General features: G+C 53.3%; 12 protein-coding genes and 1 riboswitch. Of the genes, 3 read left to right on the top strand and 9 right to left on the bottom strand.

The window, feature by feature from the left end:
- Positions 1-250 precede the first annotated feature (250 nt).
- Both murI and btuB read right to left on the bottom strand, forming a co-directional pair.
- Positions 251-1,102 carry a glutamate racemase gene (gene murI / locus EL29_RS17430; protein WP_028715911.1) on the bottom strand — a complete coding sequence of 284 codons (852 nt, stop codon included), beginning with the start codon at positions 1,100-1,102 and terminating at the stop codon, positions 251-253.
- Entirely contained in the window at positions 1,047-2,903 is a 1,857-nt protein-coding gene (btuB, locus tag EL29_RS17435) for a TonB-dependent vitamin B12 receptor BtuB (RefSeq protein ID WP_028715912.1), read from the bottom strand. Before btuB ends, murI begins: the two co-directional genes overlap by 56 nt.
- 67 nt (positions 2,904-2,970) lie before the next feature.
- A riboswitch (cobalamin riboswitch) is annotated at positions 2,971-3,153 on the bottom strand.
- A gap of 121 nt (positions 3,154-3,274) precedes the next feature.
- Between btuB and trmA the strand changes: the two genes are divergently transcribed.
- Positions 3,275-4,378 (top strand): tRNA (uridine(54)-C5)-methyltransferase TrmA, encoded by a 1,104-nt coding sequence (gene trmA, locus EL29_RS17440; RefSeq protein ID WP_013027672.1) that lies wholly within the window; start codon positions 3,275-3,277, stop codon positions 4,376-4,378.
- A 32-nt stretch (positions 4,379-4,410) separates the two neighbouring features.
- Here trmA and EL29_RS17445 read toward each other — a convergent pair whose 3' ends face one another.
- Together EL29_RS17445 and fabR are read right to left on the bottom strand one after the other, a co-directional pair.
- Positions 4,411-4,764, bottom strand: coding sequence for a YijD family membrane protein (locus tag EL29_RS17445; RefSeq protein WP_014604773.1), 354 nt, complete (start codon positions 4,762-4,764; stop codon positions 4,411-4,413).
- Positions 4,765-4,778: 14 nt separating this feature from the next.
- Entirely contained in the window at positions 4,779-5,426 is a 648-nt protein-coding gene (gene fabR / locus EL29_RS17450; protein ID WP_013027674.1) for an HTH-type transcriptional repressor FabR, read from the bottom strand.
- Positions 5,427-5,619: 193 nt separating this feature from the next.
- Between fabR and sthA the strand changes: the two genes are divergently transcribed.
- Positions 5,620-7,020 (top strand): Si-specific NAD(P)(+) transhydrogenase, encoded by a 1,401-nt coding sequence (gene sthA / locus EL29_RS17455; protein ID WP_013027675.1) that lies wholly within the window; start codon positions 5,620-5,622, stop codon positions 7,018-7,020.
- On the opposite strand, the gene oxyR is transcribed toward sthA, so the two are convergent.
- The 5 genes from oxyR to argC form a co-directional block, all read right to left on the bottom strand.
- The gene (oxyR, locus tag EL29_RS17460) at positions 7,003-7,920 is read right to left on the bottom strand and encodes a DNA-binding transcriptional regulator OxyR (protein ID WP_015699323.1); all 918 of its coding nucleotides are present in this window, start codon (positions 7,918-7,920) and stop codon (positions 7,003-7,005) included. The genes sthA and oxyR overlap by 18 nt on opposite strands.
- 356 nt (positions 7,921-8,276) lie before the next feature.
- A complete protein-coding gene (gene argH, locus EL29_RS17465; RefSeq protein ID WP_014594873.1) occupies positions 8,277-9,650 on the bottom strand; it encodes an argininosuccinate lyase in 1,374 nt (457 codons plus the stop codon).
- An 88-nt stretch (positions 9,651-9,738) separates the two neighbouring features.
- Positions 9,739-10,956, bottom strand: a complete 1,218-nt coding sequence (locus EL29_RS17470; RefSeq protein ID WP_013027678.1) for an argininosuccinate synthase — start codon at positions 10,954-10,956, stop codon at positions 9,739-9,741.
- A 24-nt stretch (positions 10,957-10,980) separates the two neighbouring features.
- Positions 10,981-11,757, bottom strand: a complete 777-nt coding sequence (gene argB / locus EL29_RS17475; protein ID WP_013027679.1) for an acetylglutamate kinase — start codon at positions 11,755-11,757, stop codon at positions 10,981-10,983.
- 14 nt (positions 11,758-11,771) lie between these two features.
- Positions 11,772-12,776 (bottom strand): N-acetyl-gamma-glutamyl-phosphate reductase, encoded by a 1,005-nt coding sequence (argC, locus tag EL29_RS17480; protein WP_014594874.1) that lies wholly within the window; start codon positions 12,774-12,776, stop codon positions 11,772-11,774.
- Between the two features lie 168 nt (positions 12,777-12,944).
- On the opposite strand from argC, the gene argE reads away from it, so the two are divergent.
- Positions 12,945-14,093, top strand: a complete 1,149-nt coding sequence (gene argE / locus EL29_RS17485) for an acetylornithine deacetylase (RefSeq protein WP_013027681.1) — start codon at positions 12,945-12,947, stop codon at positions 14,091-14,093.
- The last annotated feature ends 67 nt before the right edge of the window (positions 14,094-14,160 follow it).

The following is a 14,160-nucleotide window of genomic DNA, read 5'->3' on the forward strand; positions in this document are numbered from 1 at the left end:
ATAAATTGTTAAAGAGCAGTGCCACACTTCTCTGTGGCGCGGGCTGCATATATTACGCTTTCCGCTTTATCAGTCAAGCACTTATTTTTGCTTAACTGACCGGTTCGAATCGTTCTGAACCTTACTTAACCCGGCGCTTCGTATTCCGTTGTGCCGTGTCAGTGGAGGCGCATTATAGGGAGTTCTTTCCGGCTGACAAGGGCTAATTTCAATAAATTTTCCGAGTGCTGTTTTTTTCAACGAAAACCTTCTAAAGCGCCAGTTTTTCAAGCAATGGGAAGCCATAACGCTGCAAAACCGGTGACAATTGCACCGCTTCGCCATCCAGCTCGGTACAAAACGCCACGTTTTGCAGTGACGATCGGACTTCAGGGGCTTCATTTTCCAGTAGCCAGGCCGTTCGTCTGGCTATAGCTGCCCCAGAATCAATTAAACGCGTCCCTTCCGGCAGGATCTGCTGCAGCTCATCGCGCAGCAAAGGAAAGTGCGTACAGCCTAACACCACTGTGTCCGGCGGCTCTGCCATACGTAACCAGGGTTGCACAATGCGCCTGATTTCATCTATCGCCACCTCTTCGCCATGCAGTTTGGCCTCAGCCAGCTCAACCAGTTCGGCTGAACCCAACATTTCAATCTTGCAGGTTTTGGCAAACTGCGACACCAGCTCATGCGTATACGAGCGACGAACCGTCGCGCGCGTTGCAAGCAGCCCCACCACACCATTACGCGTTAGACGCGCAGCAGGTTTAATCGCAGGCACTACGCCGACGACAGGAAAGGCAAATCGCTCACGTAATGCGGGCAGTGTCACGGTGCTGGCTGTATTGCAGGCGATGATGACCAGGGAAATGGGATGACGGCGGGTAATGGCATCAACAATCGCGACCACACGCTCGACAATAAAGGTCTCGGTTTTCTCTCCGTAGGGAAAGCCCGCGTTGTCGAACGCATAAAGATAGTGCAGGTCCGGCAGAAGTTGCCGAACCTCATCATAGACTGAAAGCCCGCCTACGCCGGAGTCAAACACCAGCACAGTCGGGCGCAGGTCAGAAGCTGTAGCTTCCGCTGAGGTAATACTCTCTTCCTGGAGTCTGATAGCCATACGCTGTCTCGTAATCTTTATCGAACAGGTTGGCGATTCTACCACGAACGGTCAGACGTGATGTGACCGGATACGATACGGCGAGATCCCACAGGCTGACACCGCCCAGCTTTACCGTTTCAAGCGTGTTGAAATTGGTGTCGTAACGCTGGCCAAGATACTGATAACTCACTGACCAGTCGAAATCATACAGCGTTAAATCCAGCTGATATTTAAACTGTTCTTTTGCCCGACGAGCCAGCCATTGATTTGTCGTCGCATCGCGAGCATCAAGATAGTCAAAAGATAATGAATGAGAGAGCACGCCAGTATCAAAAGATGCCGTTGTTTCAACGCCTTTTATCCGGGCCTGGTTGACATTGTAATAGCGATTATTGGTATAGGAGATCAAATCATCAATATCATTGCGGTATCCCGACACTCGCCAGTTAACCGGGCCTGTCAGGCCTTCAAAACCCCCTTCCCATTGTTTGCTTTTCTCTGGGTTGAGATCCGGGTTACCGCCAAAGCCACTGTATAGCTGTCCAAAATTAGGGGCGTTAAATGCCGTGCCATAGTTGGCAAAGACACGATAACCTTCTACAAATTCCCAGGCTGCGGCTGTCTGCCATGTGGTATGCCAGCCAAACTGGCTATTGTCATCCCCACGAAGTGCGCCTTCCAACGTCACATCGCCAAATTTTTGTTGGGTCGTCGCGTAAAGGCCGGTGTTGCGCTGTTCGTAGCCCTCACTCAGGAAGTTTGTCCCAGGCTGAGTCGCTTCTTTTTGCCAGTCGACGCCGCCGCTGAAGGTGCCGTGCTCTGCTTGCAATGTGTTGCCCCATTGCACGTTATACTGCTCAATGTCATCAAAGGTCGCGGTACTGTCATATCGCCCCAGTTGAGGGCTGTAGTTAATGTCTTTGGTATGGCTGTAACTGGCCACCAACTGCGTTGAATAGATGCCCTGATTGAAGCGCAAGCCGCTATCCCAGCTTTGACTGTAGAGTTGGCGAGTATCAACAAACGCATTGGGATCGAAAGATACCTGCTGTCCATCGTAGGCAGTGCGGTTGTCAAAACCATAGCCACGGACAAAACCACTAAATTGATCGTTAAATTGGTGCTCCACCGTGCCAAAGAGGGTTTTACTCATAAAACCATCACGGTCGGGCTGGGCCGCGCTAAAGGCATCAGGCAGGTTAGCCACCACATCATACCCTTTGGTATAGGTATAATTCCCCGCCAGAGTGGCTGTGGTCGCCTCACCCAGCCGCTGCTGGGTGGACCCATCGTATGCCTGATAGCCGTTAGAACCCACACCTGCGGTCAGCGTGGTGCCGGGCTTATCGCGGCCCGTAATAATATTCACGACGCCGCCGATAGCATCTGAACCATAAACCGCCGAACGTGCACCCCGGATGTATTCGATTCGTTGCACCAGCGACAGCGGGATCTGGCTGAGATCGGAAGAACCCGAAATCCCAGCCTGGTTAAGACGAATACCGTCGATCAGTACAAGAACATGGCTGGAATTGGTTCCACGAATAAACATGGAGCTTAACTGCCCCAGTCCACCGTTTTGAGCAATATCCACCCCCGGCAAACGCCGCATGACATCAATGAGGCTTTTGGACTGCCAGCGATCAATCTCTTCACGCGTAACCACGGTCGTCGGGGCCAGCACCGACGACACTGGCTGTTGAAAACGATTGGCGGTCACGATTTGCGTATCATCATTACCCTGCGCAAAGCCATTTTGCGCCCAGAGGGAAATCGCCGTTGCGCTGAAGGCAAACAGCGAGGCTTTTGTTTTACTCATTTTTTATCGCATCCAAAAGAAAAAGGATGCCGCAGGCATACAATCGATAGCACGCGATGACTGTAAGAGTGGCGACGTCACACCGGCAGGTCTTCGGGCTGGGAATCATAGCAGGTGATGACTTCCCATCCCGCAGGACAGTGTCTGCAATTGCAATCACCCTGACATTCCTTACCGCTGCGCGTCAGCTCCAGATTCACACTGGATTCCCTATTAACTCAAGGCTGAGGCCGGTGCCAGCAGTCTACGAAGAGCGCATGAGCAAGTCCAGACTTCCGCACGTCGTCTTTCTGCGCCTGCGTACAAGACTGGACATCGGCAGGTGAATGCCTACAATCGCCCGGCAAGTAAGCTCTTAACCAGGATTAAACATGACACCCGAACATCTCCCTGTTGAACAGTATGACGCGCAGCTGGCGGAAAAAGTCAGTCGGTTAGAAACGATGATGACGCCATTCGCTGCGCCCGCCGTGGAGGTGTTTCGTTCACCCGTCAGTCACTACCGCATGCGAGCAGAATTCCGCATCTGGCACGAGGGTGATGACCTCTACCATATTATCTTCGATCAGGAGACGAAACAGCGCATACGCGTCGATCAGTTTCCTGCGGCCAGTGAGTTAATCAATCAGGTCATGCCAAAAATGATGGCGGCCATTCGGGACAATCGTCTGCTGCGCCACAAGCTGTTTCAGATCGACTACCTGTCCACGATGAGTCATCAGATCGTGATTTCGCTGCTCTACCATCGCAAACTGGATGAGGAATGGCAGCAGGCCGCCAGCACGTTACGCGATCAATTGCGGGCCGAAGGTATTGATGTCCAGCTGATTGGCCGCGCGACCAAGACCAAAATCTGCCTCGATCGAGATTATGTCGATGAGCGTTTGCCGGTGGCCGGTAAAGAGATGATTTACCGTCAGGTAGAAAACAGCTTTACGCAGCCTAACGCCGCCATGAACATTCAAATGCTGGAATGGGCACTGGACGTCACCACGGGTTCTCGCGGCGATCTGCTGGAGCTCTACTGTGGTAATGGCAACTTCTCGCTGGCGCTGGCCCGAAATTTCCGCCGGGTACTGGCAACAGAAATCGCCAAACCTTCCGTAGCGTCAGCGCAGTACAATATTGCCGCCAACCAGGTTGATAACGTGCAGATTATTCGCATGGCGGCCGAAGAGTTTACGCAGGCGATGAATGGCGTGCGCAGCTTTAACCGGCTGGAAGGGATCGATCTGAAGAGTTATGACTGCGAGACGATCTTTGTCGATCCGCCGCGCAGCGGGCTGGATGAGGAAACCGTTAAGATGGTGCAGGCTTATCCTGCCATTCTCTATATTTCCTGCAATCCGCAAACCCTGTGCGACAATCTGCGGATACTGGCGCAAACGCACGACGTCACGCGGCTGGCGCTGTTTGACCAGTTCCCGTACACCCACCATATGGAATGCGGCGTGCTGCTGACGCGTAAAGCGTAAAAAAACGGGAACCTGAAGGTTCCCGTTTTTAATTACCGATTGCGGTTGCGCTTGTAACGCAGGGCAATCCAGAACACCAGCCCAACCATCAAAATGGTCGGGATGAAATTAGAGCCAATATCCGGGTACTCTGCCCTGACCAGCGCGCTGTAAACCAAAATGCCCAGCAGGAAAAAGGCGGCAGCAAGGCCGGGAACGCCATCCGGCATGTTTTTGTTCAGATAACGCTGATGCAGGCACCAGGCCGACAGTCCCAACGCAATCAGTGGAAAAATAGAAAAAGGAACAAAAGCACTAAACAGCACGGAGAACGAGCCGTTCATAGCAAGGCCGGTAATAAAAGCCAGCAACATCGTGCCTTTATCACGGGAGCTTGGGTGGGTCATGGCAGGGTCCTTATTCATATCTCTTCAGGTTTATCCAGGGTTACCGCCAGGCGTTCTTGTTCCCGGCGATACCAGTAATAAGCGCCTTTGGCGATCATGCGTAACTGTAATACCAGACGATCTTCCAGCTTACGTCGCTGCTCGATATCAATGTCCAGCGCTTCAGCACCCGCGCTAAAAACAATCGTCACCATAGCTTCAGCCTGCGCTTCGGTGAAGCTGCGCGGCATGCGATTTTCGACCTCAAGATAGTCAGCCAGTTCAGCAATAAAATGTTGAATTTCACGTGCAACAGCAGCGCGAAAGGCCGCAGAAGTCCCTGAACGTTCGCGCAATAACAAGCGAAACGCATTGGGGTTATTCTCGATGAACTCCATGAATGTGGCGATAGAGGTTTTAATAATGCTGCCACCTTTTGCGATACGCTGGCGTGCCTGGCGCATCAGCTGGCGCAACATCAGTCCACTTTCGTCAACCATCGTCAGACCTAACTCATCAACATCTTTGAAATGCCGATAAAAAGACGTGGGCGCAATGCCGGCTTCCCTGGCAACTTCACGCAGGCTCAGGCTGGCAAAACTGCGCTCGGCGCTGAGCTGACTGAATGCAGCTTCGATGAGTGTACGCCGTGTACGTTCTTTTTGTTGCGCTCTGACACCCATTCTCTCTGCCTTGTGAGGTTCTGAAACAGCACTATAACAAAATATTCAGCGTACAGCCGGGCAAACTTTGTGACGGCTTGTTAAACACCACTGAAAGGCAAAACGTGATGAAAATCGCTGTTAGAATTCAGAAGTGCGCGGTGAGATGTTAGAATCTCGTTGTAAAAATGTATAAATAATAGGACGTATCGGTATGCAAAAGTCTTACGATTACGATGTTATAGTGATTGGTTCAGGACCCGGCGGCGAAGGTGCGGCGATGGGACTGGTCAAGCAAGGCGCACGCATCGCGGTTATCGAACGCTATCACAACATCGGCGGCGGCTGTACTCACTGGGGAACCATCCCTTCAAAAGCCCTCCGTCACGCTGTTAGCCGCATCATCGAATTCAATCAAAATCCCCTTTACAGCGACCACACCCGACTGCTTCGTTCATCCTTTGCCGATATCCTTAATCACACGGAAAGCGTGATCAACCAGCAAACGGCGATGCGTCAGGGTTTTTACGAGCGTAACCGCTGCGAACTCTTTCAGGGCGATGCCCATTTTGTTGATGCCAACACGGTCGAGGTAGAACATCATGACGGTACGCGCGAAAAACTGACCGCCGAGAAGTTTATCATCGCCTGCGGTTCACGCCCTTATCATCCCCACGATGTCGACTTTACCCATCCACGCATTTACGACTCCGATTCTATTCTCAACCTGCACCATGAACCTGGCCACGTAATCATTTACGGCGCCGGTGTCATTGGCTGTGAATATGCTTCTATTTTCCGTGGACTTAACGTCAAAGTTGATTTGATTAACACCCGTGACCGGCTGCTGGCATTTCTTGACCAGGAGATGTCCGACTCGCTGTCCTATCACTTCTGGAACAGCGGCGTGGTGATTCGTCACAATGAAGAGTTCGAGAAAATTGAAGGCGTAGATGACGGCGTGATCATGCACCTTAAATCCGGCAAGAAAGTAAAAGCGGATTGCCTGCTGTATGCGAATGGTCGTACCGGTAACACTGATTCGCTGTCGCTGGAAAATGTCGGTCTGGAAGCAGACGGACGTGGCCTGCTGAAAGTGAACAGCATGTATCAGACAGCTCAGCCGCACATTTATGCGGTGGGCGACGTGATTGGTTATCCAAGTCTGGCATCCGCTGCTTACGATCAGGGCCGTATTGCCGCGCAGGCCATTATGAAAGGTGAAGCCTCAGCGCATCTGATAGAAGACATCCCAACCGGGATCTATACCATTCCGGAAATCAGTTCTGTGGGGAAAACCGAGCAGCAGCTGACGGCAATGAAAGTGCCATACGAAGTGGGTCGTGCTCAGTTCAAACATCTGGCGCGTGCGCAAATCGTTGGAATGAATGTGGGTAGCCTGAAGATCCTGTTCCATCGCGAAACCAAAGAAATTTTAGGCATTCATTGTTTTGGCGAGCGCGCGGCGGAGATCATCCATATCGGTCAGGCGATTATGGAGCAAAAAAATGGTGGCAACACAATTGAGTACTTTGTGAATACCACCTTTAACTATCCCACCATGGCCGAAGCCTATCGTGTTGCGGCGTTAAACGGCTTAAACCGCCTGTTTTAACGTCGTATCGAAATAGCCTTGCATGTGCGTTCGGATTGCCTCTGCCAGTTGTTCATAACGACTGCGCAGGGGTGAACCGGGACGGTATACCAGTGCGATAGTGCGTTGGGGGACCGGTTTGTAGCACGGGAGATAACAAACGCCGTCACGAATACGCTGATCCGGTACGGCCAGTGCAGGCAGTAACGTGATCCCGCTTCCCGCCGCAACCATATTGCGCAAGGTTTCCAGGCTGGTCGCGCGGAAATGCGTATCTTCGTCTGCACCTGCTTCAAAGCAAAAGCCCATCGCCTGATCGCGCAGGCAATGACCGTCTTCCAGCATTAGCAGCTTCTCGCCCGCCAGATCGGACATCGGCACGCGGTCACGATCGCGCCATGGGTGATCTTCATAGACGGCCAGCTTCATCGGCTCATCAAACAGCGGGACCTCGATAAAGGCTTCGCTTTCTTTCACCAACGCCAGAATCGCACAGTCCAGTTTGCCGCTGTCGAGCTGCGCCAGCAGTTGCTGCGTCTGCGCTTCATGCAGATACATTTCCAGCTTTGGAAAGGTCTGATGCAGCATTGGAATGATCTGCGGCAGCAAATAAGGGCCGGTCGTGGGGATAAGCCCAATATGCAGTGGCCCTGACATCGCTTCGCCTTGCTGACTGGCCATCTCTTTCAGCACTTTGACTTCACGCAGAACGGTACGCGCCTGGTCGACCAGCAACAGGCCGGCCTGAGTAAACAGCACTTTGCGGCTGGTACGCTCCAGCAGCATGACACCTAATTCGTCTTCTAATTTACGGATCTGTCCGCTCAACGTGGGCTGACTGACATGGCAGGCATCCGCTGCACGTCGGAAATGACGATGTTCAGCAAGCGAAACCAGATATTCAAGATCACGGATATTCATTATTACCCTCCATTCCACGATAGCTCGTGGCGATAGATAGAATAGCAACCAACGATTGGCCCTATCAAGAGCGTATGGGAATAATGCCTACATCAATTCAGATTCATTGCCACCCAGGGAAATGTTTTCTGAACGTTGAAAACGGTGTTCTCCCTGTTTTCAACAGTCGTGAGCCCTTCGCCAAAAAAAAGACGAGAAGCGCTGTCAGGATTCCCTAAAACGCGTAGAGGGTACACGCTACGAATCTGAGCATCGGCCGGGAGCGCCGCGGCTCTGATGATGTGCCTAAAATAAAAGTAGTTTCTGAAGCTAGAGGTTGGCGGGCATCTGATGCCCGCTTTTTTTTTGCCTGCCGTTTACGCTAAGCGTGTTTTGGCATCCGCGATAGCACGGGCAACCTGACCGGGCGAAACCCCACCCTGCGCATTACGCTTATCCAGACAGGATTTTAGGGCCAGAACAGGATAGACATCGTCCTCTATCACGCTACTGAACTGCTTTAACTGCGCCAGCGTCAGTGCTTCCAGCGCCACGCCCTGTTTTATTGCTTCAACGACCGTTTCACCGACAATGTGGTGCGCCTCACGGAACGGCACGCCTTTGGCAACGAGGTAGTCAGCCAGCTCGGTTGAGTTAGCGTATCCCTGCTCTGCCGCTTCCTGGCAGCGAGGACGTTTCACCTGCAGGCCATCCAGGACAAGGACCGACATATGCAGGCAGTCCAGCCAGGTATCCAGCGCGTCGAACAGCCCTTCTTTGTCTTCCTGCATGTCTTTGTTGTAGGCGAGCGGCAGACCTTTCAGCGTCATCATCATTCCGGTTAACGCGCCCTGTACACGGCCACACTTGCCGCGAATCAGCTCCAGCGCATCCGGGTTTTTCTTCTGTGGCATCAGGGATGAACCCGAGGTGACTTTATCTGAGAGTTCGATAAAGCCGGCTTCGCCTGTGTTGAAGAAAATCATGTCTTCAGCAAAGCGCGACAGATGTACCATACCGATTGACGCATCCGAGAGCAGTTCCAGAACATGGTCACGATCGGACACGGTGTCCAGGCTGTTACGTGTGGCAGAAGCAAAACCTAACCAGCCAGCCAGCTGCTCACGATCGATGTCATACGCCGTTCCTGCCAGCGCGCCACAACCCAGTGGGCTAACATCAAGACGCTTCAACGTATCCTGCAAACGGCTTTCATCGCGCGCCAGCATTTCAACATAGGCGAGGCACCAATGCGCAAAGGTCACCGGCTGCGCCCGCTGCAAATGCGTATAGCCCGGCATCACCGCGTCCTGGTTCACTTCGGCGGTGGCGACCAGCGCCTGCTGCAGCTCACGTGTGGCCCCCAGCAGTGCGGCGACCTGCTCCTTACACCACAGCTTCAGGTCGGTGGCTACCTGGTCATTACGGCTACGGCCGGTGTGCAGTTTTTTGCCCAGCGCGCCGACTTTCTCGATCAACTGGCCTTCAACCCAGCTGTGAATATCTTCGGCATCACTTTGCAGAATTTGCTCAGGATTGGCACGAACCTCTTCCAGCAATGCATTCAATGCGGCTTCCAGCTGCTGCTGCTCATCACCGGTCAGAACATTTACCGTCACCAGCGCTTTGGACCAGGCCACTGAGCCAATGATGTCCTGCTCAGCCAGGCGGTAATCAAAACGCAGCGAGTCGTTGAACTGTTTGAAACGTTGATCTGCTGCCTGGGTAAAGCGTCCACCCCAAAGTGCCATGTGAATCTCCTTCAAGTCGTTAAACCAGGGGCGGCCTGAAAGCCGCCCCTGAGGTCATACTGAGAGGCGAGGCGATCCTCGCCTGCGATTACTTCTTCTGCTCGTTCAATGCACGAATACGTGAAGAGAGTGAGAACAGACGGATAAAGCCGCCGGCATGACGATGATCGTAAACTTCGTCTTCGCCGAAGGTTGCAAACTCTTCGGAATACAGGCTGTTGGCTGAACGCTTCTGCGTCGCCGTGGCCTGGCCTTTGTAGAGTTGCAGGACCACTTCACCGTTGACTTCTTCTGCCAGCGACTCTGCCGCCGCCTGGATAGACTTACGCAGCGGTGCAAACCAGCGACCATCGTAAACCACATAGGACATTTCATGGCCCAGCTGCTCACGCCATTTGAAGCTGTCGCGATCCAGAACCAGTTGCTCAACCGCACGCAGTGCGTTAACCATGATGGTGCCGCCGGGAGTTTCGTAACAGCCGCGTGATTTAATGCCCACCAGACGGTTTTCAACGATATCGATACGACCTACGCCGTGTTTAGCACCCAGCACGTTCAACTTTTCCAGACACTGGAACGGGCTCAGTTTCTCGCCGTTCACCGCGACAACGCGCCCTTTTTCAACGGTTACCGTCACGTCTTCAGGCTGATCCGGGGCTTCCAGCGGATCAACGGTCCAGACCCAGCAATCTTTATTCGGCGCATTAGACGGGCTTTCCAGCACGCCGCCTTCGGTAGAAATATGCCAGGCGTTTTCATCACGGCTGTAGATTTTTTCCAGCGAAGCGGTGGTCGGGATATTGCGCTCTTTCAGATAATCCAGCAGCGCTTCACGTGAACGCAGGTTCCATTCGCGCCATGGCGCAACCACTTTCAGCTGGGGTGCCAGCGCGGTATAGGTGGTTTCAAAACGTACCTGGTCATTCCCTTTACCGGTCGCACCGTGGCACAGGGCATCAGCACCGACTTTCAGCGCCAGCTCAACCTGCGCTTTAGCGATGATAGGACGCGCCATGGAGGTGCCCAGTAGGTAAGTTCCTTCATACAGCGCACCGGTCTGCAGCACCGGATAAACGTAGTCGCTGATAAACTCTTCACGCAGATCAACCACGTGGCATTCTGATGCACCCGACTGCAGCGCTTTCTTCTCAACGCCTTCCAGATCGCTACGTTCCTGGCCGATATCAGCCACAAACGCGACCACTTCACAGCCGCCATAGTTTTCTTTCAGCCAGGGAATAATGGCGGAAGTATCCAGACCACCAGAGTAAGCCAGAACGATTTTTTTGATGTTTTGCGTTTGCATTTCGTAATCCTTGAATCTGAGTCGTTAAGCGAGAATCCGGGTGCCAATGGACACACCGTTAAAAAGGTCGGGCAGTTGCTCGGCATGACGCCAGCTGGCGATATCAACCGGGCGGCCCAGCGTGCGCGCAGCATCCAGCGCTGCGTTCACTTTAACAATCATGCCATCGGTGATGATGCCCTGCGCAATCAACTGTTCAGCTTTGTCAGCCGTCATCTCTGCAATGCGCTGGCCTTTGCCATCGAGAATGCCACTGACATCCGATAACAAGACTAAATCAGCACCCAGCGTTGATGCCAGCGCCGTGGCGGCCTGATCCGCATTGACGTTCATTAACTGGCCGTCATCGGTAATGCCAATTGAGCTGACAACAGGCATATAACCCGCCGCAAGCAATGTATTGACCAACGCGGGATTACCCGGCGTGGCGTGGCCCACATGACCGAGTGCTTCATCCAGCTGCGTGACATTAACCAGGCCTGCATCGCCCAGGCAAAGGCCTACCGCGTGAATGCCATATTTTTTCGCCCAGGCCAGCAGGGTTTTGTTCGCGGTACCCGCCAGTGCGCCGGTAATGATGTCGATCTGGTCGGCAGGCGTAACGCGTAAGCCGTTCTTTTTCTGCACCGGCAGCGCCAGTTTTTTCATCAGTTCATCGACCAGACAGCCGCCGCCGTGAACGACGATCAACGGGCGCTGATGCGCGGAGCGATAGGCCAGCAGCGCGTCAAATAAACGGGCCAGCGCTTCTTCGCTGTCTAACAGCACACCGCCCAGCTTGATAATCAATGGATTGGTCATGGTTTACTCGTCCGTTAAATCAGTGACTGCGTTTCAGGGAAACCGAAACGAATATTAAGGCACTGCACCGCCTGGGAGGCCGCGCCTTTGAGCAGGTTATCTTCTGCAGCCACCACAATCAGGTGTTCGCCCTGAACGGCGAACCCGATATCGCAGTAGGGTAGCCCGACAACCGCTTTCAGAGCCGGCACGCCCTGTTCGTACACGCGTACCAGCGGCTTATCGTGGTAGGCGTTATGAAAAGCTTCAGCAACATCATCACGGCTTACGCCAGCCTTCAGGCGGCAGGTAACGGTCGCCAGAATCCCACGCGGAAAACTGCCCAGGTGCGGGGTGAAAATCACCGGCGTTCCCAGGTGCGCCACAATCTCAGGATGATGACGATGATTAAAGATACCGTAAGGTTGCAGGCTGACTTCGCAGAAGCTGGTGCCGACATTCGCTTTGCGCCCCGCCCCACTCACGCCGCTGGTGGCGTTAATTACCGGCCACTGCGCGTCATTCAGCAAACCCGCATCTAACACGGGCTTCAACGCCAGCTGGGAGGCAGTGGGATAGCAGCCCGGTACGGCCACCAGCTGTGCTTCTTTAATTTTTTCCTGCTGGAACTCAGCAAGACCGTAAACGGCTTTATCCAGCCAGTCACCGTGCTGATGCGTAAAGCCATAAAACTGGGTGTAAAAATCGCCATCGTTGACGCGAAACGCGCCTGACAGATCGAACACCACACAACCGGCTTTAAGAAATTCAGGGGCCAGGTCATGGCTGACTTCGTGGGCGGTCGCCAGAAACACCACATCCACTTTGTCTGCCCATTCGGCGGCATCACTCAACGGCTGCAGCGGCAAATCCACCACGCCTTTCAGCTGTGGATGAAGATCGGACAGACGCTTGCCCGCATCGGGACTTTGCGCAGATACCGCCAAAGCGGTTATGTTGATATGTGGATGGCGATTAAGGAAGGTGGCAAGCTCTACGCCAGCGTAACCACTGGCACCAACGATCAGCGTATTCAACATCAGGCTGTATACCTTTATTACAGTCACACGTTCCGGGTCGCGGCCTTGCCCCGTTGCCCACGATGTCGTTTGCAGCGATTTAAGGTTCACATGCACACGACGTTAATGTATTTTTATTCACTATTAATGCATGAATATTGATACATCCTAACTCAAGGACCGTCAACAGTGAAGACAAAATTACCGCCTTTTATCGAACTATACCGCCAGTTGATCGCTACGCCGTCAATCAGCGCAACCGATGCCGCACTCGATCAGAGCAATGAAACTTTAATCAATTTACTGGCTGGCTGGTTCCGCGACCTGGGTTTTGCTGTGGAAGTACAGCCCGTACCCGGAACACGTCATAAATTTAATATGCTGGCGCGCACCGGGAACGGCGCGGGCGGCCTGCTGCTTGCCGGGCATACCGATACCGTTCCGTTCGATGATGGTCGCTGGACTCGCGATCCCTTTACCCTGACCGAACATGACAATAAGCTGTACGGTCTGGGCACCGCCGATATGAAAGGCTTCTTTGCGTTTATTTTGGACACGCTACGTGATGTGGATGTGACAACCCTGAGTAAGCCGCTGTACATTTTGGCGACCGCCGATGAAGAAACCACGATGGCAGGGGCGAAATATTTTGCAGAGTCCACCCAGCTTCGCCCCGACTGCGCCATTATTGGCGAACCGACCTCGCTAAAGCCGGTGCGGGCGCACAAAGGCCATATATCTAATGCGATTCGTATTCAGGGACAATCGGGCCACTCCAGCGATCCCGGACGCGGCGTCAATGCCATTGAGCTAATGCATGAGTCGATTACCGAACTCATGCAGTTGCGTAACACACTCAAATCACGCTACCACCACGATGGCTTTGCCATCCCCTATCCGACCATGAACTTTGGTCATATTCACGGCGGCGATGCGGCAAACCGTATCTGTGCCTGCTGCGAATTGCATATGGATATCCGGCCCCTGCCGGGCCTTACGCTGAGCGATCTCGACGGGCTGCTAAATGAAGCACTGGCACCGGTAAGCGAACGCTGGCCGGGACGGATCACCATTGAAGAACTGCATCCACCGATTCCCGGCTACGAGTGCCCCGCTGATCATGAACTGGTTAAAGTGGTAGAAACGCTGCTGGGGATTCAGACGGAAGTGGTGAATTACTGCACTGAAGCGCCTTTTATTCAGCAACTCTGCCCAACCCTGGTACTGGGCCCAGGATCGATCAATCAGGCGCACCAGCCAGACGAGTTTATCGATACCGCATTTATTAAGCCTACCCGTGCGCTGATAAGCCAGGTTGTGCAGCATTTCTGTCACTAATTATCATTAATCGGGGCATTTCACTGAATTAACAGCAAAATGCCCCGCCATTCTGCGGGATTTGATA

Source organism: Pantoea ananatis LMG 2665 (genome assembly GCF_000710035.2).
Classification (GTDB): Bacteria; Pseudomonadota; Gammaproteobacteria; order Enterobacterales; family Enterobacteriaceae; genus Pantoea; species Pantoea ananatis.